Consider the following 20,831-nt stretch of genomic DNA (forward strand, 5'->3'; position numbering starts at 1 on the left):
GCCGCTGGGTAGGCGTTAATTGCCTCTTTAACCGGCAGCAGCCTGAAGCTCAACCGCTTCTGCGGTCCGAACGCGCTCGCCCGGGCCGAATTGCGCTTTGAGCGCGGCAAGGTGTTCGGGCTTCTTGCGAAGCTGCGGCGCTTCGCCGAGCGCCTTGGCGCAGATCATCTGCAACTCGGGCACGCGGACCTTCTTGTCCTTGCGCAGCTTTTCCAGCATTGCCGGGATCTCGCGGCGCTCGGCAGACGTCAGCCGCTCGGCCCATGCCAGCACCACATCGCCGCGCACGCCCATGGGCATTTCGCCGTCGGCAGGGATCACCGGGATCGACCGCGGTGCTGACGCTGCCAGTGCGGCCTGCTCGGCGGCCTTGATCTCGTCGCGCCTGCCGCTGAGCGGATCGCGCATCAGCAGCGCACGGGCCGGGCTTTCGAGGTTGCGGGCTTCCCGCTCCTCCCGCTGTTTCTCCAGCGCCGACTTGTTCGCCTCGGCTTCCATGGCGGCAATTTTCAGGAAGGTCTTGGAGACCCTCGTCGTGTAACGCTCAAACAGATCTGCGATGAACCACATGGGACCCGCCATTTCATGTTGTTTGCGGACACAGTGCCCGCCAGACGGGTTTATTCTGGCTCGAGAGGGTTAGCGTTTTCTTAATGGATTGGATTTTGCCTAAAATGCACGAGTTTTCGAGGGGTTGCGCAAACCATTTTTACTGGCGCTGATCTGATGTTTTACTTTTGTTCTGGCCACATCCAGACCAGACGAAGTCCAGCTCTGCGACCCGGCTGACCGGGCCGGCACATCTGCAAGAGTTCAACTCAGCGTCCCGTAGGCGATGAAGATGAGCGAGATCGCGATGACCCAGAGTGCTGCCACCCGCAGCGCGGAGCGTGCCGCAGCATACCGCCCGAGACCGGACACCGACTTCGGCGCAATCGGGACCCCTTTCTCCAGCACATGCTCGAGATCGCGCGACAGGCGGTCCACCCGCTTGGCAAGCTCGGGCGCCTGAAGCACCGCTTCCACCAGCGCGCCGGCAGAATCCTGCACGCGGCGCATCGTGCCGGCGGGGCCAAGTTCGGCGGTCATCCAGTCCCGCACCACGGGTTCGGACACTTTCCAGATGTTGAGGTGCGGGTCCAGCGAGCGCGCCACACCCTCGACCACCACCATGGTCTTCTGCAGCATGATGAGCTGCGGCTGGGTCGCCATCTGGAACATCTCCGTCACCTCGAAGAGCTGCGCCAGAAGGCGGGACATGGAAATGTCCGCCGCCGTCACGTCGCGGATCGGCTCGCCGATGGCCCGCAGCGCCTGTGCAAACAGGTCCACATCCTGCGTTTCGGGCACATAGCCTGCGCGAAAATGGAGCTCCGCCACGCGCCGATAATCGCGCGTGATGAACCCGTAGAGAATCTGCGCGAGGATGCCGCGCTCGTGGCGCGAGAGGCGGCCGGTGATGCCGAAATCCACCGCCACCAGCGTCCCGTCCTTCTCCACGAACAAATTGCCCTGGTGCATGTCGGCGTGGAAGAAGCCGTCGCGCATCGCGTGGCGCAGGAAGCTTTGCAGGACAACGCGGCCGAGCTCCGGCAGGTCAAAGCCGGCATCGCGCAGCTCGCCCACGCGGCTCATCTTGATGCCGTCGATCCACTCCATGGTGAGGATGTTGCGCGAGGTGCGCGACCACTCCACCGTCGGCACGCGGAAGCGCGGGTCTTGCGCCGAATTCTCCGCCATCTCGGAAATCGCGGCGGCCTCCAGCCGGAAATCCATCTCGAAGCGCACCGATTCGGCGAGCGTATCGACAATCGCGACCGGCCGCAGCCGCTTGGCGGACTTCACGTATTTTTCCATGAAGTGCGCGGCGACGTAGTAGCTTTCGAGGTCCTTCTCGAAGCGGCGGGCAACGCCGGGGCGCAGCACCTTGACCGCCACGTCGCGGGTGCCCGTCACGTCGGTCAGACGCGTGTGGTAGACCTGCGCGATGGAGGCGGCGGCGACGCATTTGCCAAGGTCGTCGAACAGGGTGTCGACCGGGGCGCCCAGCGCCAGCTCGATCTCGCGGCGGGCCGCCTCGTCCGGCACCGGCGGCACCTGATCCTGCAGCTTGGCAAGCTCGATGGCGACGTCCTCGCCCACCACGTCGGCGCGGGTCGCAAGAAACTGGCCGAGCTTGATGTAGGACGGCCCAAGCCTGTCGAGCGCGCGGGACAGGCGGGCGGCCATGTCGGCCTTCTTCGCGCCGCGCCGCTCGATGATCCGGCCCATGCGCACGGCAAAGCGCACCGCGGGCGGCGCCTCCTCCACCGGGACGATGCCGAGAACCCCCTCGCGCGCCAGGACGAAGTTGGCGTGGAGAAGCCGCAGGACGGGGGCGAGCTTCATCAGAGCTTGAAGGCCGAGTGGATTGCCGCGACGCCGCCCGACAGCATCCGCACCGCGCACGGCCCGAAGCCCGCCCGCTCGATCTCGGCGGCAAAGCGGCCGGGGTTGGGGAACGTGCGGATGCTCTCCACCAGATAGCGGTAAGGTTCGCCGTCGCCGGCAATCATCTGCCCCATCGGCGGAATGACGTTGAAGGAATAGGCGTCGTACACCTTGTCCATGATCGGCAGGTCGACCTTGGAAAATTCAAGGCACATGAACCGCCCGCCCCGTTTCAGGACGCGATGGGCCTCGGCGAGCGCCTTGTCGCGCCGCGTCACGTTCCGGATGCCGAACGCAATGGTGTAGACGTCGACGCTCCGGTCCGGCAACGGCAGCACCTCCGCATTGCCGGCGGTGAAGACGCAGGGCGTCGTCGGCCTCAAGCGGCGGCGGTTGCGCTCGGCGCCCACCAGCAGCATCTCGGGGTTGATGTCACACACCACCACCTCGGCGTTGCCGTCCATGCGCCTGGCGATGCGAAAGGCGATGTCGCCGGTGCCGCCGGCAACGTCTAGCACGCGGAACGGGGCGCGGGGATGGTGCGGCGGGGACAGCCACGACACCATCGCGTCCTTCCACAGGCGGTGGAGGCCGGCGGACATCACGTCGTTCATGATGTCGTAGCGGCTTGCCACCTGATCGAAGACGGTGTTGACCAGACCCTGCTTGTCCTCCAGCGGCACCGTCTTGAACCCGAAGGACGTTTCGCCCGTGCCTGTCTTCGCCTCGCCAGCCTTCATGCCGCTATCGTTGCCGCCGTCCATGCGCTTCCCTCTCTCGCTCCGTGCCACTCCTAGCGCCTTGCGGCGCGCAACTCCATGCGGCTTGGTCGCAACCCTCAGCCCTGCCAACAGGCGAGCCCGTCATGCCTGAACTTCCCGAGGTTGAAACCGTCCGCCGCGGCCTTGCCCCGGTGATGGAAGGCCAGCCGATCGACGCGGTGCATCTCGCCCGCGCCGACCTGCGCTTCCCCTTCCCCCCGAATTTTGCCGCCCGCCTCACCGGCCGCACCGTGCAAACCCTCGGACGTCGCGCAAAATATCTGGTCGCGGATCTCGACGACGGGGTGTCGCTGATCATGCATCTGGGAATGTCCGGCGCGTTCCGGGTGGACGATTTCAACCCCATCGGCGTTTACGCCCACCCCAAGGGCAAAATTGCAGCGCACGACCATGTGCGCCTGTCGCTCGGCCCCCGCGTCATCATCTACAACGACCCGCGCCGCTTCGGCTTCATGAGCCTGTGCGAGACGGCGGCGCTCGCCGCCCACCCGCACTTCGCCGGCATGGGCGTGGAACCCCTCCCCGGCGCGCTGACCGCACCGCTTCTGGCCAAAGCCCTGGCCGGCAAGGTGACGAGCCTGAAGGCGGCGCTGCTCGACCAGCGGATCATCGCGGGCCTTGGCAACATCTATGTCTGCGAAGCGCTGTGGCGGGCAAAGCTGTCCCCCAAGCGGCTTGCCGGCACGCTGGTCCGCCGCGATGGATCCCCGTCGAAACGGCTCATCATCCTCACCGAGATGATCCTGTCGGTGATAAAGGACGCAATTGCCGCCGGTGGCTCGTCGCTCCGCGACTATGTGACGGCGGACGGCTCGCTGGGCCGCTTCCAGCACACGTTCGCGGTCTACGGCCGCGAGGAGCACCCCTGCCCGCGCGAGACCTGCGACGGCGTGATCGAGCGGATCGTGCAGACCGGCCGCTCCACCTTCTGGTGCCCGCGCTGCCAGAAGTAGCCAAGCAGGGGCACCCGCTCCGCGGGAGATTCAGAAACCGAGGGAGCTTCAAGGCACGGCCCCCTCGGCCGCCAAGCCTAGTGGCGGAAGTGGCGCATTCCGGTCATCACCATCGCAATACCGGCCTTGTTGGCTGCATCCGTCACCTCCTGGTCACGCATGGAGCCACCCGGCTGGATGACCGCCGTTGCCCCCGCCTCGACGATGGTTTCGAGCCCATCTGCAAACGGGAAAAAAGCGTCGGACGCGGCAACGGAGCCCTTGGTGCGGGGCTCGGGCTCGCCGGCTTCACGGGCAGCGTCGGCCGCCTTCCACGCGCCGATGCGGGCGGCATCCACGCGGCTCATCTGGCCGGCGCCAATGCCCACGGTCGCCCCGTCCTTCACATAGACGATGGCGTTGGATTTCACGTGCTTGACCACGCGCCAGGCAAAACGGAGGTCTTCCATCTCTTGGGCGGTCGGCGTGCGGTCGGTCGCCACCGGCAACGCCTCCGGGACGCCGAGGTCCGCGCCTTGCAGGAGGAAGCCGCCGGTGACGGTTTTCACCGTCGAAGCCGCCGTTGAGGGCGCTGCGCCGGTGAGGAGAACACGCAAGTTCTTTTTGGCGGCGAGCACGGCGAGGGCCGCTTCATCGGCATCCGGCGCAATTATGACCTCGGTGAAAATGGCCGCAATGGCCCTGGCGGTCGCCTCGTCCAGCATTCGTGTCAGCGCAACAACGCCGCCAAAGGCAGAGACCGGGTCGCATTGGCGAGCACGTTCATAGGCTTCGGCCAATGTTGCGGCGCTGGCGATCCCGCACGGGTTGGCATGCTTGACGATGACGACGGACGTTGCGTCCGCAAAGTCGGCAGCGGCGGACCAGGCGGCGTCCGCATCGGCGATATTATTGTAGGACAGCGCCTTGCCCTGCACGATCCGCGCAGAGGCAATGCCGGTGCCGCCATCGCCGTACAGCCCGGCGGACTGGTGGGGGTTCTCGCCATAGCGCAGCGCCGAGAGCCGCTTGCCGCCGAAGGCCTGCCACACGGTGTGGTCAACCGCCACGTCATCGTCCGCGGTGGTGGTGGCAAGCCAGCTGGCAATCGCCGCGTCATAGGCCGAGAGGCGCGCAAACGCCTTCGCGGCAAGCCGGCGGCGGAGCGCCAGCGGAACGGTGCCGTTGTTCGCCTCCAGTGCATCGGCCACCACGCCATAATCGTCGGTGTCGACCACAATGGCGACGTGGGCAAAATTCTTTGCCGCGGCCCGGGTCATCGAGGGGCCGCCCACGTCGATGGTTTCCACCAGCGCCGCGGGGGCCTTTCCCGCGGCGATCGCCGCCTCGAACGGATAAAGATTGCTCACCACCAGACCGATGGGGGCAATCCCCGCCCCCTCCAGCGCTGCGCGATGTGACGGTTCGTCGAGGTTGGCGAGAAGGCCGCCGTGGATGCCGGGATGCAGCGTCTTTACCCGGCCGTCCAGCATTTCGGGAAAGCCGGTGAGCGTCTCGACATCGGTGACGGCGCGGCCGGCGTCACGCATCGCCCTGGCCGTCCCCCCGGTGCTGACGAGTTCGATCCCGAGGCGTTCGAGCCGCTCGGCGAACGCATCGAGCCCCGCCTTGTCGGAAACGGAAAGAAGGGCGCGGCGGACAGGCGCTGCGTGCGTCATGGCAAAATGGCCTTGAGTCTGGTGGCGGGTGCGGGTCAGGTGGCGTCGTCGGTCTCATCGTCCGCAAGCGGTGCGGCATGACGGGCGATGTGCCAGCGGATCGTGTCATCGGTCAACGTGTTGCCAGCGATGACCACCTGTGCAGTGCGGCGCAGCTTGCGCTGCGGGGTCAGGACAACGCTTTCCTCGAGGGCAAGCCCCGGCCCCTTGTCGAGGGTGAAGAGCCAGATTGCGCCGTCTTCCATGTGGAGCATCGCGTTGCGGCGCGGCTTGTCGAGACGCACGCGGATGCCGGCGCCCAGATGAAAGCGCACGGCAAACTTGGCGCCGGCGAGACGGTCGTTGCCGATGAGCTTGTCGGTGCCTTCGAGGTAGAGACCATCGCCGGAGAGCACCAGCGTCCGCTCGTGCGTGATGCCGAAGGCGGTGTGGTAGCCATCGTGCGTTGCAGCGGCGGAGAGGGCATCGCGCGTCACATCCACCTTGCGCGGGCCGCCGAACAGCACCGGGCCGAACACGCGCGTCAGCGGCCACAGGCTGAGGATACGCGCGGAGGAGCGGTTGGCAAGCGTAAGCGTTGTATGCGCAGCGGTGGCGCGGGACGCTCGCGCCCACTGCGGCCGCACGAGACCCAGCGCGCCGCAGTTGCCCACAAGGGTCTGCCCCTCATGGGAATATTCGAACGACAGCGCGCTGGCACAGGCTTCCCGCGCATAGGGCGGCGGGGGGGCAACGCCGGTGTCGAACAACACCACGCCGCCGCCCGCCTCCAGGCGCTGAAATCCGCTATAGCGGGCATTGTCGGTGGGGCGGCCCTGCACCTCGTCAAAGCTTTCGATTGCATCCAGCGTGTGGTCCGGCGTGGGTGCGCCGCCGTGGAACGCAGCCAGCCTGCCGTCCGCATGCTGGAAGAAGCGGAGCATCGGCATCATCCGGTCGATGGCGCTGTTGATGGGGGGCGGCACCGGCTGCTGGCGGCGCAGCAGCGCCTCGCGCAGCGGAATGAGCGTGGTGAGGAGACGGGCCAGCGCCTGCGGGCTGCGCGAGGCATGGCCCCCGTCCGGCAACACCTGCGCCTCCAGCGTTTCGGCAAGGGCGGCGAGCGCGCTCTTTTGCAGCCGCGTCTGATCCGCAATCACCGTGCCGGCCAGCGCCAGTGCAATCAGCACCTCGGCCCTGGTGAGGGAAAGGCCGAGGGTGCCGGCCAGGCGCTCCAGCTTGCGCATGTGCCGCCCGAGAGCGCGCAGGAAATCGGCCCGGAAGGTGGCTTCCGCCCCCGACAGGAGCAGCGGCGATTCCACCAGAAAGGCCGTGAGCCGCGCTGCCATCACGGCGGGGTCCTGCGCCGCCGGTCCATTGGCCGCGCGCGACACCAGCCATTCCTCCACCAGAGCGCGGGCGTTGGACGAGGACAGCGGCGACGCCGTCGCCTCCAGATGCACCAGCCACGTGAAGCTGTGGAGCGCCTTTGCCCATTCCTCGCTGGGCGGCGGAGCGGTGAATGGCGAGCCGCCGGCTGTATCCACCGTCTCGCCCGCCAGCTGGAACACGCCGGCATAGATGTCGCTCGACTGCGCGGCATCGCATTCGGCAAGGCTTTCCGGCGCAAACAGGATGCGCTGCGGCGCGACCGAATGGGTGCGCCGCCACAGCGCGGCGCCCGCACGGGCAACCACCGCGCCAAAGCTGACGCGGATCGCCTGCCCGGCCAGCGCCGGCAGCGTCACATGGGTCCGTCGAACGCGGCGCATCAACGGGCCTTGCAAGGCGGAACGGGTTGGTCGAACGGCTCGATCATGGACGACCTTTTCGCCGCCTATGCGCCGCTCCGCAACGGGGGTCGGCGCACGCTTTTGCTATTGTCGCACGAAGCGGGCCGCAAAGAAGCCGTCTAGCCCGACAATTCCTTCGGTTCCCGGCAGCGGAAGGTGAGTCAGCGTGCGCAAGGTGCCGGCATCGGTGGCAAAGGCGTGGGCCATCCCGTCCGCTTCCGTGATCGGGTCGAGCCGCAGTTGCGGCACCTGCACCCGCACGAAACCCAGATGCGCCTCGCCCTCCTGCCGCTCCAGCGAACAGGTGGCAAGCACGATCTTGCCGCCGGGCTCGACGAGGGTGGCTGCATGGGCCAGAAGCGCGCGCTGGCTGCGCGCCACGGAGCCGATATCCTGCGGCGACTTCGACCATGCCACGTCCGGCTGGCGCCGCAGCGTGCCGGTGGACGAGCACGGCGCGTCCAGAAGGACGGCATCGTAGGTGCCTTCGATGGCGGCGGCATCGCCAACGCGCACCTCGACCCGGTCTGCCAGACCCGTCCGCGCAAGGTTGGTGCGCAGCCGGTCGGCGCGGCCGGCATCCACCTCCACGGCGGTCACCCGCGCACCGGCGGCGGCAAGCTGCATGGTCTTGCCGCCGGGGGCTGCGCACATGTCGAGGACATGCTGGCCGGTGACATCGCCCAGAAGCTGCGCCGGAAGCTGGGCGGCCACGTCCTGCACCCACCAGCCGCCATCGGCGTAGCCCTCAAGCTGTTCCACCGCGCCGGCAGCCGCCAGGCGAACGCCGCCGGTGGGGAGCGCAATGGCGCCCGGCGGGGGCGTTGCACCGGGGGCAAGCGCAAGGTCCAGCGGCGGCTCGGTGCGATGGATCTGCGCCATCCCGGCGGCATCGTCCGCGCCGTAAGCCTCGACCCAGCGCTTGAACAGCCAGTCCGGCGTGTTGGCCGCCACCGGCAGCGCGGCGACAAGATCCTCGCGCTCACGGGTGAGCCGTCGCAGGACGGCATTGGCGAGCCCGGCAAAGCCGCCGGTCGCACTGTCCGATTTCAGAAGGTCGACGGCGACGTTGACGGCGGCATGGTCGGCCTGCCGCATGAAGAGGAGCTGGGCTGCCGAAATCCGCAGGACGGCACGCACCATGCCCGCCTTCTTGGGCAGCTTCTTTTGCATGAGGGCGGACAGGATATGGTCGATGTCGCCGCGGCGGCGGACCGTGGCACGGACGATGGCACGCACCAGCGCCTGGTCCGGACCGGAGAGACCGGCGTCGGTCCCCCCCTCCATCACGGCGGACAGGGGCACCTCTTCCTCGCACACGGCAAGAACCATCTCGGCGGCAACCCGGCGCGGCTCACCCCCGAGGGCTTTCGGGGCACGGGGGCGGCGGGCGCTCGATGTCTGCGGCTTGCCGGGGCGCCGCGGGGCGGGCGCTATGCCCAAGGCCCGCGCCTCTTTTTCTCGTTCTTGATGGCGCCGCGGTTCCACGGGCCGGACGGCGCATTCAGAGAGGCAGGCTTGCCGCCGATCTCGGCCGCGTATTCACGCAATTTTTCGATACGATTTTGCGTATTGGGGTGTGTGGAAAACAAGCTATCCATCCGCGCGCCGGACAAGGGGTTGATGATGAAGAGATGGGCCGTCGCCGGAACGGCCTCCGCTTCGTCGTTGGGGATCTGCCGGCCCCGTTCCAGTTTGGCAAGGGCGTCGGCCAGCCACATCGGCCGCCCGCAGATTTCCCCGCCCAGACGGTCGGCCGAATATTCGCGCGTGCGGCTGATGGCCATCTGTACCACCATCGCCGCCAGCGGTGCCACGATCATTGCCAGAATAACGCCGATGATGCCCAGCGGATTGTTGCGGTTGCGGCCGAACAGGAACGCAAAGTTCGACAGCATCGAGACCGCACCCGCAAGGGTCGCGGTGATCGTCATGATCAGCGTGTCGCGGTTCTTGATGTGGGCGAGCTCATGGGCCATCACGCCGGCCACTTCCTCGCGCGTCATCAGCTTGAGGAGGCCGCGGGTGGCGGCAACGGCCGCATTGTCCGGATTGCGGCCGGTGGCAAACGCATTGGGCTGGTCTTCGTCCAGAATGAAGACGCGCGGCATGGGCAGCTGGGCCCGGGCCGCAAGCTCGCGCACGATGCCGTAATATTCTGGCGCGGTCCGTTCGTCGACCTCCCGCGCTTGGTGCATCTTCAGGACGATCTTGTCCGAATTCCAGTACGAGTAGACATTCATGGCGACAGCCACGGCAAGCGCAATCAGCATCCCCTGCTGACCGCCGATCACCGCGCCGACCCCCATGAAGACCGCTGTCAAACCGGCCAGCAGCAAAGCCGTCTTGAAATAGTTCATTGACGTTCACCGCACTCGTTCTTGGTGAACGATGAATATTGGTGATCCATCGTGACACGCAATATATTTAAAAACGTCAATTCAGACCGTACGGTCCAAATCACGCTTAAATTGCGGCGAATTTTTGAATCAGGTTTCGTTTTTATCGGCAGGCGGCGTCCAGCGCATCACGACGATTTTGTGCCGGTCGAACACGTAGCCGAGGGGCCCGAGCGAAATGGTCTTCACAATCTCCGCGCCGACGGACTTGTAGACGTAGATTGCCGCGTCAGCCGTGCTGCTTGCTTCCGTCAGCCAGGCGCGCTTGCCCCGGCGCACCACCTCGTCGCCAAGCCAGTGCAGGAGAGACTTGCCGATCCCGCGGCCCCGCGCAATGGCGTCCACCTTGAACCCTTCGAGATAGAGTTCGTCCGCGCCGCCGCGCTTCAGGGAAGCCTGCGTCAGAAGATAACGGATAGAACCGCTGAGCGGGCCGAAATGGGCACGGTAGCGGGCCGGGTCGGGCCAGACCGAGCCCTCATTGTCCATGCGGTAGGAAATCAGGCCCGCAATCTGCCCCTCGACGATGGCAATGCACACACGGTCTTGCCGGAGCCTGTTGCCGAGCAGCTCCTCTCGCACTTCCGGCAGGCCGACAATGCGGTTGAGGGTGGCGCGCTGTGCCACCGAGTAGCGGGCCGCCGCCGGTGCCAGAGAGTCCGGCACGGGCGCCACCAGCATCCAGTCCGCCCCCTGCTTGACGATGTTTTCGGGGGGGATGGCGTCGACGGAAATGGCGGTCATGGCTGGGGCACCTGGCGAAACGGCAAAATGACCGCCCACTCTGGCGGCGACCATTGTGTCACACACCGGCCGGCCAAGGTCAAAGGCGGTATGTGCAAAACGGCGGCGTCACCGCGCCTGGGTGTCGACCATCTCCCGGTCGAGCGCGAGGAGCGCTTGCCGGTTCAGCGAAAAGTCGCTGTCGCGCCACATCCGCTCCAGCCGCCGCAACCGCTCGCCAAGCTCCGCGCCGCCTTCTCCGCCCTGCTCCATCAGGTCGTGCCCGCCGACCGGAAAGCGCGGGCGCGCCCATTTGCGCGCCTCAGCCAGAAGGGTCGGCAGGTCGATCACATCGGCACCAAGGGCCAGCGCCACGATCAGCCCATCGGTGAAGGCGTCGGCGCCGTGCTCATAAAGGAGGGCACGCACGTGGGGAACCGAGCGGGGCGGCATCTCGCGCGCTGCCGCAACGGCGGCAAGCCCGCGCCCGCGCATCCGCCGGGAAAGCTTGAGCCGGGTCGCCAGCGCATCGAACGCCGGTCCGTCGAAACGGACGAGAGAGAGGAATGCCAGCGTTTCACTGAGCGGCCGCCCGGTCTTGCGCTCTGCAGCACACAGGGCCCGGTAGCAATCTGCCGCAGGGCGCTCGGAAAAGAAGGGCGCGAGAATGTCCTCTGCGGCAATCTCGTCCATCACGTCGGCAGCGCCCGGCGCCTTGACCAGCCGCATCATTTCGTTGGTGACGCGCTCCACCGCAAGCGATGCGATGGACGCCTTGTGCGCGCGCACCGCGGCCAGCCCCTCGGCGTCGGGCGCGCCGCTGCCGTAGAAGGCATGAAAGCGGAAGAAACGCAGGATGCGCAGGTGGTCTTCGCCGATCCGCGCGGCGGGGTCGCCGATGAAGCGCACCCGCTGGTCCAGACAGTCGCGGTAGCCGCCCACATAATCGACGCCGTGGCCTTCAGCGTCCACGTAAAGAGCATTCATAGTGAAGTCGCGCCGCATGGCGTCCACTTCCCAGCTGTCCGTGAAGCGCACCGTGGCGTGCCGGCCATCGGTCTCCACGTCTTCGCGCAGCGTGGTGACCTCGAAGGGCTGGCCCTCGGCAACAATGGTGAGCGTGCCATGGGCAACGCCGGTGGGGTGAACCGCGAACCCGGCCCTGCGGCTCGCCCGCTCGACCCGCTCCGGCGCCAGGTCGGTCGCAATGTCGATGTCGCCTGGCGGAAAGCCGAGCACGCTGTTGCGCACCGCGCCGCCCACCACCCGCGCCTCGCCCTCCCGGTTCAGCACCTTGAGGAGGCTGCGCAACGGACCGCCGTTCAGCCAGAATGCGGGAAGCGCGAACTCATTCATTAACCCAAGCCCATTTTGCCAACGCCGCGCATGCACCAGATGCCGGGCAAGGGGCCGAAGATCGACCCATGACGATACGCCAAGCCGGCATTTGTTCTTTTACTTGCAGGACACTAGGCGCGATACCACGGGAGAGCAACAACACACCTCACCGTGGTTCGATTGTTTCCTTTCAATTGATTTTGACAATCATTTCAATTGTCAGGAGATCGCATTTCGGAGGGGACGAGCACGCCGTCGCGGTACTGCGCGGGCACATAAACGCCCTGATCCTGCCCGCCGAGGACGGCAAAGGCGATGAAGCCCGCCACCACCAGAAGGCCACCGGCAATGATGAGAAAGAAGGTGGCGCGGCCGAAGCCGGCGACCCGTGCACCGGTCCACCCCTCGGTGGCGACGCGGTAGACGAAGAACGCCAGAAACGGCAGCAGAAACAGAACGATCTGTGTGATGATGACGCGGATCATGGGCCGTAGAGCTTCCCGTGCATGAGGCGGAGGATACCGGCGGTTACGCCCCAGATCCGCTTCTGGCCGGACATGACCTCGAAATAGGTCCGCTCCAGACCGTCGCGGGTGACGCGAACCTCGCGGTGATTGGCAAGGGTCATGACCTGTTGATAGGGCGCCGTGAACACGGACGCCACCTCCCCCGGCGCCGGAGTCAGTGTCGCAGGGCGCGCAAGAAGGCCCAGAACCGGCACCACCACAAAGCCGGTGCGCGTGTGGTAGGCGTCCCCGACGCCGAGCACCTCCACCGCAGCGGGCAGAAGGTCGATCTCCTCGTGGGCTTCGCGCAGCGCGGTTTCGGCCGGCGTTTCACCGGCTTCGATCTTGCCGCCCGGCAGCGCAACCTGCCCCGGATGGGCCGCAAGGTGAGTGGCGCGCTCGGTAAGAAGCATTACCGGGGTGCCGTCTGCCGCATCGCGCCCGAGCGCCATCAATACGGCGGCAGCCCGCGGCGGGCGGGTGCCGCTGCCGGCAAAGGACGGGTTCAGCACATGGTCGCCGAACCGGGCAGCAGCGGTGTCCGGCGCGGTGCCGGGCGGCAGAAGGCGGGCTGCGCGGGCGGCAATTTCGGCAATCACCGGGTCGCTGCGGTCGGCCGCCGCCACACCGATGGCAACGGGACCGTCGGGCGCGGTATCGGCGCGCGTCATTGCGGGACGGGAAAGAATTTGCCGCCGCTCCAGATCCCGCCCCGGCCCTCATGGGTCACGATCTCGTCAGCAAGCTCCAGCGCCAGCGGGCGGGTAAACCGTGCCTCCAGCCCGCCGCGCACGGTCACGTAAGGCACGAAACCGCCCGCATCGTCTTCGGTGAGGCGCAAGGGGTGCTCTGCGTCCGCGGTTACCAGGTCGCCGATATTGGTGCGCAGCGTGATGGCGGCGGCGTCGCCCTCTCCGGCCACGGCCATTTCCACGGCCTGGAAGGGCGCGTCGTCCACAACAATCGCCACTTTCTCCGCCGGGGTGACGAGGACGATGCTGCCATCGGCCTCGCGGCGCAGGACGGAGGCAAACAGCCGCACCATCGCCTCACGCCGGATCGGGGAGCCGCCATAATGCCATGTTCCGCCCGCGTCGATGCGCATGGGAATCGCACCGCAATGGGGCGGATCCCACAGGTGGACCGGGGCTGCGCGCCCCCCCAGTTCGCCAGCGTGGGCGAGAAGATCTGCGAGCCTGCCCGCAGCGTGGGCATCCGCCCCGTCGGCACCAGTCAATCCGCATCCCTCCGTTGCATCCGCCGCCTCGATCGGCGACCCTACACCAAACACGACGTAATGCGCCCGTCGGCGCACGCCACACCATGGACAAATGGTTAGGCGACGCCGCTGCGACCCTTGCTTTTACTGACCCGGTTGTTGGCCCCGCTCGGGCTCTCGGAGGGATGCTTGATGAACGAATCCGTGCTTCTGGAGCGCAACGACGACGCACTCGCGGCCGATGCCGAAGCCGCCGTCGACCGTCTCGGCGAGGCGAAGGGCGAGGTGGACCGCCTCATCTTCGGCCAGAGTGATGTTGTCGAACGCTCGCTGATCGCTGTCCTTTGCGGCGGCCATGCCCTGCTTGTGGGCCTGCCCGGCCTTGCCAAGACCAAGCTCGTCGCCACCCTCGGCACCGTCCTTGGCCTGGAGGAACGGCGCATCCAGTTCACACCGGATCTGATGCCGTCCGACATTCTGGGCGCCGAAGTGCTGGAGCAGGCCGATAACGGCGAGCGGGCGTTCCGCTTCATTCAGGGTCCGATCTTCGCCCAGCTTCTGATGGCCGACGAGATCAACCGCGCGTCGCCGCGCACCCAGTCCGCCCTTCTGCAGGCGATGCAGGAAGGCTTCGTGACCATTGCCGGCCAGCCCCACGCGCTGCCGACCCCGTTCCACGTCCTCGCCACGCAGAACCCGCTGGAGCAGGAAGGCACCTACCCCCTGCCCGAAGCCCAGCTCGACCGCTTTTTGATGCAGATCGACGTGGACTATCCGGACCGCGACGCCGAGCGCCGCATTCTGGTGGAAACCACCGGCATGGACGATGCGGAGGCGCGCGCTGTCCTGACGCGCGACGAGCTGATGGGCCTGCAGGCGCTGGTTCGCCGGCTACCGGTTGGCGAAAGCGTGGTGGAGGCCATTCTCGACCTGGTGCGCAGCGCACGGCCTGAAGAGGACGACGAATTCACGGGCCAGATCGCGTGGGGCCCCGGCCCCCGTGCCAGTCAGGCGCTGATGCTGGCGACCAGAGCCCGCGCGCTGCTGGACGGGCGTCTTGCCCCGTCGCGCGAAGACGTTTCGGCGCTGGCCGAGCCCGTGCTCCAGCACCGCATGGCGCTCACCTACGGCGCGCGGGCCGAGGGGCGCACCATCAAGGGCATCATCACCGAACTTGCAGCGAGGCTCTAGCCATGTTCGGCCGCCGCGCGGGCCCGGATACGGACACCGGCGCCGCCCCCGAGTTTGCCATGCTCGCCGCCAAGGAGGCGGCCGCCAACCTGCCCGACCTTCTGGTCGAGGCGCGGCGGGTTGCAGCGTCGGTTGCCGCCGGCTGGCATGGCCGCCGCCGCGCCGGCACCGGCGAGACCTTCTGGCAGTTCCGCCCGTTCGAGTACGGCGAGCCGGCCCGCCGGATCGACTGGCGGCGCTCCGCCCGCGACGACACCCTGCTGGTGCGCGAGCGTGAGTGGGAGGCGGCCCACACCGTTCTCATGTGGGTGGACCGCACCGCCTCGATGCGCGCAAGATCACGCCTTGCCACCGCGTCCAAGGAGGCTCGGGCCGTGGTGCTCCTGCTGGCGCTTGCCGACCTTCTGGGTCGCGGCGGCGAGCGGATCGGCCTTCTGGGCGGCCCTCCCCCCGGCGCCCGCCGCAACGCTGCCGACCGCATTGCCGAAAACCTGATGGAAGTGGACGCCAACGCCGCACGCCCGTCGCTCGGCGCCATCCGCCGAAACGCGGACGTTGTGTTGATCGGCGACTTTCTGGACCCGCTGGACGAGTGGGACGAGGTGTTCACCACACTGGCGGCCCGCGGGGCGCGAACCCATCTGGTGCAGGTGCTCGACCCGGTGGAAGAGCGTTTTCCGTTCGGCGGCCGCACGCGGTTCGTGGACCCGGAGTCCGGCCTGGCCTTCCTTGTGGGCAAGGCGGAAGCGTGGGCCAGCGGCTACCGCGACACGCTGGCCGCGCACAAGGCCGAGCTGGCCGCGCAGGCACGCCGGCTGGGGTCCAGCCTCATCGTCCACCACACCGACACGTCCGCCGCGCCGGCGCTGCTTGCCCTTCGGGCAGCATTGTCCGGAGATGACCGTCCCGCATGACCGTTGTAATCAGGGGTTGCATCTGCGACCACAGTGTAAAGTCCGGGGCGCTCGCCCGCGCCGCATGAGGTATTCGCCATGACCGCTCTCGCCTTCGGCGCACCGGCCGTCCTCTGGGCGCTCCTCCTGCTGCCGGTCCTGTGGTGGCTCCTGCGGGCGACCCCGCCAAAACCGCAGGATGTGGCGTTCGCCCCCACGCGCCTCCTGATGCGCCTGATGAAACGGGACGAGACACCGTCGCGCACGCCGTGGTGGCTGATGCTCGTCCGTCTGGCGCTGGCAGCGCTTGTCATCATCGCACTGGCCCAGCCGATCCTGCGGCCGGAGACCGCCGCCCCCATCGGCAACGGCCCGCTGCTCATTGCCATCGACGACACGTTTGCCGCAGCAGACGACTGGGATCAGCGGCTGGACCGCGCCGAGCGGCTCGTCAACCAGGCCGAGGCGGCCACGCGCACCATCGTCATCCTGCCCACAGCCAATGCCGATGCACCGCTGAATGCGGTGGACGCAGGCGCCGCCCGCGAGGCGCTGCGTAGCCTGTCGCCGAACCCCTGGCGCGCTGCCCGCGGCGCCCTCGCTCCGCGTGTCGCCGAAACCGAGTTCGGCGGCGCGGTGTGGCTGACCGACGGCCTTGCCGGCGAGCCTGACGACGACACCGCCTTCTTCGAAGCACTCGCGGGCGCCAGCGCCACACCTGTGCGGATCTTTGCAGCGGACGCGGGACGGATCATCGGCGTCTCCAGCATCGAAGGCACGGCCGACGGCATGAACGTCACGCTGACTGCGGACGCCGACCCCGGTGGTCTTCCCCGCCGCGTCAGCGTCCTCGACGCCAAGGGCTTCGTGCTGGCGACGGACGATGCCCCGTTCACAATCGGCGATACCACCGCAACCGCAACGCTGGCGCTGCCCACCGAGCTGCGCAACGACGCCGTGCGCGTGTCCGTGGACGGCGCACGCAACACCGCCGCCGTGCGCCTGCTGGACGAACGCTTCCGCCGCCGCACCGTCGGGCTGATCTCCGGCGGATCGGCGGACCTTGCGCAGCCGCTCCTGTCGCCGCTCCATTTCCTGCACGCAGCGCTCGCCCCCTCGTCGGACCTGCGCGAGCCTGCCGCCCGCGCCCTCCCCACGGCGGTGGACGAGCTGATCGACGCCGGCACCTCCGTCATCATGCTGACCGACGTCGGCAACCTCCTTCCCGCCACGCAGGATGCGCTCGCCCGCTGGATCAACGCAGGCGGCGTGCTGGTGCGCTTCGCCGGCCCCCGCACCGCAGACGGCATGGACGATCTCGTCCCCGTCGCGATGCGCAAGGGCGCCCGGACGCTGGGCGGCACCCTCTCGTGGAACGACCCGCAACCGCTGGCCGACTTCAACGAAGACGGCCCGTTCGCCGGCCTTCCCGTTCCCACCGACGTGACCGTCAACCGCCAGCTTCTGGCCGAGCCCTCTATTGCCGTCACCGAGCGCACATGGGCCTCGCTGGCGGACGGCACGCCGTTCGTCACCGGCCGGTCGGTGGGCGCGGGTGCGGTGGTGTTCTTCCACGTCACGGCAGACACGTCGTGGTCGACGCTGCCTTTGTCGGCAAGCTTCGTCGAAATGCTGCGGCGGGTGGTGGATCTTTCGGCCGCGATGGGCCCCGCGTCAGAGACCGGCCCGGCGTTGCCGCCATACCGGATGCTGGACGGCCTTGGCCGCCTCGTTCCGCCGGGACCCATGGTGGAGCCTCTGCCGGCGGGTGCCGCGCTGATCGGCCCCAAACATCCGCCAGGCCTTTACGGCGCCGACGGCGCCTTCCGCGCCGTCAACCTCCTGGCCGATGGCGAGCGGCTGGCAGCCCTCCAGCCCGCCGCCTTCGACGGTGCCGCCGTGCTTCCGTTCACCAGCGAGGGACCGACGGAGCTGCGCGGCGCGCTTCTCTCTGCCGCCGCTCTTCTGCTGCTGGTGGATGCCGCGGCGCTCCTGTTTCTGATGGGCGCGTTCCGCCGCCGCGCCGTCGCCGCGCTGGCGCTTGCCTTCGCCGCAACCCTGTCGGTCGACGCGCACGCGCAAACTGGCGATCCGGTCCCGACGCCGCCTGCCGCAAGCGCGAGCGCAGCCGACAGCGACGCTGCCTTGCGCTTTGCCATGGAAGCCTCGCTGCGCACCCGCCTTGGCTACGTCGCCACCGGCAATGCCGCGGTGGACCGCGTCAGCGAAGCGGGCCTCACCGGCCTCTCGCTGGAGCTGACACGCCGCACCGCGGTGGAGCCAGGTGCCCCCATGGCGGTCAACATCGAGACGGACGATCTGGCGTTCTTCCCGCTCCTCTACTGGCCCATCGACGCTGCCGCCGAGCGCCCGTCGGACACCGCCATCGCCAAGGTCGACGCCTACATGAAGAATGGCGGCACGATCCTGTTCGACACGCGCGATCAGGCAGGCGCTGCGATCAGCAACAGCCCGACCGGCGCCACGCAGGCGCTCCGCCGCATTCTCGACGGGCTCGACATTCCGGCGCTGGAGCCCGTCCCCCAGGACCATGTGCTGACGAAGACGTTCTACCTGTTGCAGGACTTTCCGGGCCGCTGGTCCGGCGGGCCGTTGTGGGTCGAGCAGCTTGCCGGTGAAGCGGGCGGCGACCGGCCGGCGCGGGCGGGCGATTCGGTCTCGCCCATCCTCATCACGGCCAACGATTTTGCCGGCGCCTGGGCCATGTCCCCCGATGGCGGCTTCATGTTCCCCACAGTGCCCAACGATCCCTACCAGCGCGAAATGGCCATGCGTTCGGGCGTGAACATCGCGCTCTACACCATGACCGGGAACTACAAGGCCGACCAGGTTCACATCCCCGCGCTGCTGGAGCGACTTGGCCAATGAACACCGCCTTCACCTTCGCGCCGTTCATCCCGTTTGCCGCAGTCGCGATCTTTGCCGCGGTCGGCTTCATCTTGTGCGCACTCGGCGTTGCGCGGCGGGTTCGCGGGTCGCTGGTCCGGCTTCTGGCCGTGGCAGCGTTCGCGCTCGCCCTCCTCAACCCCGCGCTCCAGAGCGAGGTACGCGAACCGCTGGACGGTGTCGTCGCCGTGGTGGTCGACCGCAGCCAGAGCCAGCGTGCCGCCGGCCGGGCCGATGACGCCGACGCCATGGCCGCCTCGGTGCTTGCCCGCCTCGAAGCCACCCCCGGCCTCGATGTGCGCACCGTCACCATCGACCGCCCCGCCCCCGACCGCGACGGCACGGTCCTCTTCACCCCGCTCAGCGACCTCCTGTCCGACGTTCCGCCCGACCGGATTGCCGGGGCTGTCCTCATCACCGACGGTCAGGTCCACGACATTCCGGCCGACCCGCCGTTCGACGCTCCGATCCACGCTCTCATCACCGGCTCGCCGGACGAGCGGGACCGCCGCGTCGAGATCGTGGCCGCCCCCCGCTTCGGCCTCGTCGACAGCATGCAGACGATCGTGGTGCGGGTGGAAGACGCAGCCACCGAGGGCGAAATGGTAACGCTCACCGTGAAGGTGGACGACGTCCTTGCCGAAGAGCGCGAGGTGGAAATTGGCGAGGACGTGTCCATTGCCGCGCCCATCGACCATGGCGGCGACAATTTCTTCCAGTTCGAGGTGGCGCCCGTGGAGGGCGAGCTGACCGCCGTCAACAACACCGCCGTCGCCATTGTGGAGGGCGTGCGCGAAAATCTGCGCGTGCTTCTGGTCTCCGGCGAACCGCATGCGGGCGAGCGGACGTGGCGCAACCTCCTCAAGTCGGACGCTGCGGTGGATCTCGTCCACTTCACCATCCTGCGCCCGCCGGAAAAGCAGGACGGCACGCCCATCAACGAACTCTCGCTGATTGCGTTTCCAACGCGCGAACTCTTCAGCCAGAAGATCGACGAGTTCGACCTCATCGTCTTCGACCGGTACCAGCGCCGCAACGTGTTGCCCGCGCTCTACTTCGATAACATCGCCCAATATGTCCTGAATGGCGGCGCGGTGCTGATTGCCGCCGGGCCGGACTATGCCGGCTCGCGCTCCATCTACAACACGCCGCTCGGAATTGCCTTGCCCGCCGCCCCCTCCGGCGAAGTGGTGGAAGAGCCCTTCCGCCCCGAAGTGTCCGACCGGGGGGCACGCCACCCGGTGACCCGCGACCTTCCCGGCGACGACGCCGAGCCCCCCACCTGGAGCCGCTGGTTCCGGCAGATCGACAGCGTGCAGCTGGGTGGCGAGACCGTGATGACCGGCGCAAACGGCGCGCCGCTGGTGGTGCTGTCGCGCGAAGGCGAAGGCCGCGTGGCGATGATGCTGTCGGACCACATCTGGTTGTGGGCGCGCGGCTACGATGGCGGCGGCCCGCACGTTCAGCTCCTGCGCCGCCTGTCGCACTGGCTGATGAAGGAGCCGGAGCTTGAGGAAGAAGCGCTGCGGCTGACGACCGGGCCGGGCACGCTTCTCATCGAACGGCAGACGCTGGCCGAAACCGCAGAACCCGTCACCCTCACCGATCCTTCGGGCGAGGAAACCGAAATCGTGCTGGCAGAGGCAGCGCCCGGCCTGTGGCGCGCGTCGATCGAGGCGGCCGACATGGGCCTTTACCGTGCCACCGACGGGACGCTGACCGCGCTGGGCCACGTCGGCCCCGCAAACCCGCTTGAAGCCCAGGATCTGCGCTCCGACACTGAGGCGCTCGGCCCCATTGCCGCCGCCACGCGGGGTGCCGTGCGCCGCGTCGGCCCTGGCGACGGGGCACCGCGGGTGCTCTTGCGCGCGCCCGGCCGGGCCATGGCGGGCGGAGACTGGATGGGCCTCAAGCGCTCGGAGGCCAGCGAGCTGGTCGGCGTTGACCGCACCCCACTGTTCGCCGGCTTCCTCGGCCTTGCGATCCTGCTCGCCGCAGTTTCCGGCACCTGGTGGCGCGAGGGGCGCTGACGCCCCTCGCGTGACGCGCTGCGTTGCGGG

17 protein-coding genes are annotated in these 20,831 nt (G+C 68.0%); 5 read left to right on the plus strand and 12 right to left on the minus strand.

What is annotated here, in order from left to right; all coding sequences use genetic code 11:
* Positions 1 to 27 precede the first annotated feature (27 nt).
* From RDV64_RS22245 to ubiE, 3 genes are all read right to left on the minus strand, one after another.
* The gene (locus tag RDV64_RS22245; RefSeq protein WP_309197161.1) at positions 28 to 570 is read right to left on the minus strand and encodes a hypothetical protein; all 543 of its coding nucleotides are present in this window, start codon (positions 568 to 570) and stop codon (positions 28 to 30) included.
* Positions 571 to 813: 243 nt separating this feature from the next.
* On the minus strand, positions 814 to 2,388 hold the full coding sequence (ubiB, locus tag RDV64_RS22250; RefSeq protein WP_309197162.1) for a 2-polyprenylphenol 6-hydroxylase: 1,575 nt from the start codon (positions 2,386 to 2,388) through the stop codon (positions 814 to 816).
* A complete protein-coding gene (ubiE, locus tag RDV64_RS22255) occupies positions 2,388 to 3,170 on the minus strand; it encodes a bifunctional demethylmenaquinone methyltransferase/2-methoxy-6-polyprenyl-1,4-benzoquinol methylase UbiE (RefSeq protein ID WP_309199576.1) in 783 nt (260 codons plus the stop codon). The genes ubiB and ubiE overlap by 1 nt, the downstream gene beginning before the upstream one ends.
* Before the next feature lie 125 nt (positions 3,171 to 3,295).
* Here ubiE and mutM point away from each other — a divergent pair, with 125 nt between their 5' ends.
* Positions 3,296 to 4,165 (plus strand): bifunctional DNA-formamidopyrimidine glycosylase/DNA-(apurinic or apyrimidinic site) lyase, encoded by an 870-nt coding sequence (gene mutM / locus RDV64_RS22260; RefSeq protein ID WP_309197163.1) that lies wholly within the window; start codon positions 3,296 to 3,298, stop codon positions 4,163 to 4,165.
* A 77-nt stretch (positions 4,166 to 4,242) separates the two neighbouring features.
* On the opposite strand, the gene purH is transcribed toward mutM, so the two are convergent.
* The 9 genes from purH to RDV64_RS22305 form a co-directional block, all read right to left on the minus strand.
* Positions 4,243 to 5,823 (minus strand): bifunctional phosphoribosylaminoimidazolecarboxamide formyltransferase/IMP cyclohydrolase, encoded by a 1,581-nt coding sequence (gene purH, locus RDV64_RS22265; protein ID WP_309197164.1) that lies wholly within the window; start codon positions 5,821 to 5,823, stop codon positions 4,243 to 4,245.
* 35 nt (positions 5,824 to 5,858) lie between these two features.
* A complete protein-coding gene (locus tag RDV64_RS22270; RefSeq protein WP_309197165.1) occupies positions 5,859 to 7,574 on the minus strand; it encodes a heparinase II/III family protein in 1,716 nt (571 codons plus the stop codon).
* Positions 7,575 to 7,679: 105 nt separating this feature from the next.
* On the minus strand, positions 7,680 to 9,038 hold the full coding sequence (locus tag RDV64_RS22275; RefSeq protein ID WP_309197166.1) for a transcription antitermination factor NusB: 1,359 nt from the start codon (positions 9,036 to 9,038) through the stop codon (positions 7,680 to 7,682).
* A complete protein-coding gene (gene htpX, locus RDV64_RS22280) occupies positions 9,029 to 9,955 on the minus strand; it encodes a zinc metalloprotease HtpX (RefSeq protein ID WP_309197167.1) in 927 nt (308 codons plus the stop codon). Before htpX ends, RDV64_RS22275 begins: the two co-directional genes overlap by 10 nt.
* 129 nt (positions 9,956 to 10,084) lie before the next feature.
* Positions 10,085 to 10,738: a GNAT family N-acetyltransferase gene (locus tag RDV64_RS22285; RefSeq protein WP_309197168.1), complete on the minus strand. Its 654-nt coding sequence runs from the start codon at positions 10,736 to 10,738 to the stop codon at positions 10,085 to 10,087.
* 108 nt (positions 10,739 to 10,846) lie between these two features.
* Positions 10,847 to 12,073, minus strand: coding sequence for a CCA tRNA nucleotidyltransferase (locus RDV64_RS22290; RefSeq protein ID WP_309197169.1), 1,227 nt, complete (start codon positions 12,071 to 12,073; stop codon positions 10,847 to 10,849).
* 194 nt (positions 12,074 to 12,267) lie between these two features.
* Entirely contained in the window at positions 12,268 to 12,540 is a 273-nt protein-coding gene (locus RDV64_RS22295; RefSeq protein WP_309197170.1) for a DUF6111 family protein, read from the minus strand.
* Positions 12,537 to 13,232 (minus strand): CoA pyrophosphatase, encoded by a 696-nt coding sequence (locus RDV64_RS22300; protein ID WP_309197171.1) that lies wholly within the window; start codon positions 13,230 to 13,232, stop codon positions 12,537 to 12,539. Before RDV64_RS22300 ends, RDV64_RS22295 begins: the two co-directional genes overlap by 4 nt.
* A complete protein-coding gene (locus RDV64_RS22305; RefSeq protein ID WP_309197172.1) occupies positions 13,229 to 13,798 on the minus strand; it encodes a DUF1285 domain-containing protein in 570 nt (189 codons plus the stop codon). Before RDV64_RS22305 ends, RDV64_RS22300 begins: the two co-directional genes overlap by 4 nt.
* Before the next feature lie 174 nt (positions 13,799 to 13,972).
* On the opposite strand from RDV64_RS22305, the gene RDV64_RS22310 reads away from it, so the two are divergent.
* The 4 genes from RDV64_RS22310 (at position 13,973) to RDV64_RS22325 (ending at position 20,801) form a co-directional block, all read left to right on the plus strand.
* Positions 13,973 to 14,971 (plus strand): MoxR family ATPase, encoded by a 999-nt coding sequence (locus RDV64_RS22310; protein ID WP_309197173.1) that lies wholly within the window; start codon positions 13,973 to 13,975, stop codon positions 14,969 to 14,971.
* Positions 14,972 to 14,973: 2 nt separating this feature from the next.
* Entirely contained in the window at positions 14,974 to 15,885 is a 912-nt protein-coding gene (locus RDV64_RS22315; protein WP_309197174.1) for a DUF58 domain-containing protein, read from the plus strand.
* A 78-nt stretch (positions 15,886 to 15,963) separates the two neighbouring features.
* A complete protein-coding gene (locus tag RDV64_RS22320) occupies positions 15,964 to 18,753 on the plus strand; it encodes a DUF4159 domain-containing protein (RefSeq protein ID WP_309197175.1) in 2,790 nt (929 codons plus the stop codon).
* Complete coding sequence (locus RDV64_RS22325; protein WP_309197176.1) at positions 18,750 to 20,801, plus strand: hypothetical protein; 2,052 nt, start codon at positions 18,750 to 18,752, stop codon at positions 20,799 to 20,801. The genes RDV64_RS22320 and RDV64_RS22325 overlap by 4 nt, the downstream gene beginning before the upstream one ends.
* The last annotated feature ends 30 nt before the right edge of the window (positions 20,802 to 20,831 follow it).

It is taken from the genome of Acuticoccus sp. MNP-M23 (genome assembly GCF_031195445.1).
In the GTDB taxonomy this organism is placed as follows: Bacteria; Pseudomonadota; Alphaproteobacteria; order Rhizobiales; family Amorphaceae; genus Acuticoccus.

What these genes read in the sequence shown, in the direction of transcription:
- RDV64_RS22245 (WP_309197161.1), bottom strand. Translation starts at nt 570, where the DNA reads ATGTGGTTCATCGCAGATCTGTTTGAGCGTTACACGACGAGGGTCTCC.
- ubiB (WP_309197162.1), bottom strand. Translation starts at nt 2,388, where the DNA reads ATGAAGCTCGCCCCCGTCCTGCGGCTTCTCCACGCCAACTTCGTCCTG.
- ubiE (WP_309199576.1), bottom strand. Translation starts at nt 3,170, where the DNA reads ATGAAGGCTGGCGAGGCGAAGACAGGCACGGGCGAAACGTCCTTCGGG.
- mutM (WP_309197163.1), top strand. Translation starts at nt 3,296, where the DNA reads ATGCCTGAACTTCCCGAGGTTGAAACCGTCCGCCGCGGCCTTGCCCCG.
- purH (WP_309197164.1), bottom strand. Translation starts at nt 5,823, where the DNA reads ATGACGCACGCAGCGCCTGTCCGCCGCGCCCTTCTTTCCGTTTCCGAC.
- RDV64_RS22270 (WP_309197165.1), bottom strand. Translation starts at nt 7,574, where the DNA reads ATGCGCCGCGTTCGACGGACCCATGTGACGCTGCCGGCGCTGGCCGGG.
- htpX (WP_309197167.1), bottom strand. Translation starts at nt 9,955, where the DNA reads ATGAACTATTTCAAGACGGCTTTGCTGCTGGCCGGTTTGACAGCGGTC.
- RDV64_RS22285 (WP_309197168.1), bottom strand. Translation starts at nt 10,738, where the DNA reads ATGACCGCCATTTCCGTCGACGCCATCCCCCCCGAAAACATCGTCAAG.
- RDV64_RS22290 (WP_309197169.1), bottom strand. Translation starts at nt 12,073, where the DNA reads ATGAATGAGTTCGCGCTTCCCGCATTCTGGCTGAACGGCGGTCCGTTG.
- RDV64_RS22295 (WP_309197170.1), bottom strand. Translation starts at nt 12,540, where the DNA reads ATGATCCGCGTCATCATCACACAGATCGTTCTGTTTCTGCTGCCGTTT.
- RDV64_RS22300 (WP_309197171.1), bottom strand. Translation starts at nt 13,232, where the DNA reads ATGACGCGCGCCGATACCGCGCCCGACGGTCCCGTTGCCATCGGTGTG.
- RDV64_RS22310 (WP_309197173.1), top strand. Translation starts at nt 13,973, where the DNA reads ATGAACGAATCCGTGCTTCTGGAGCGCAACGACGACGCACTCGCGGCC.
- RDV64_RS22315 (WP_309197174.1), top strand. Translation starts at nt 14,974, where the DNA reads ATGTTCGGCCGCCGCGCGGGCCCGGATACGGACACCGGCGCCGCCCCC.
- RDV64_RS22320 (WP_309197175.1), top strand. Translation starts at nt 15,964, where the DNA reads ATGACCGCTCTCGCCTTCGGCGCACCGGCCGTCCTCTGGGCGCTCCTC.
- RDV64_RS22325 (WP_309197176.1), top strand. Translation starts at nt 18,750, where the DNA reads ATGAACACCGCCTTCACCTTCGCGCCGTTCATCCCGTTTGCCGCAGTC.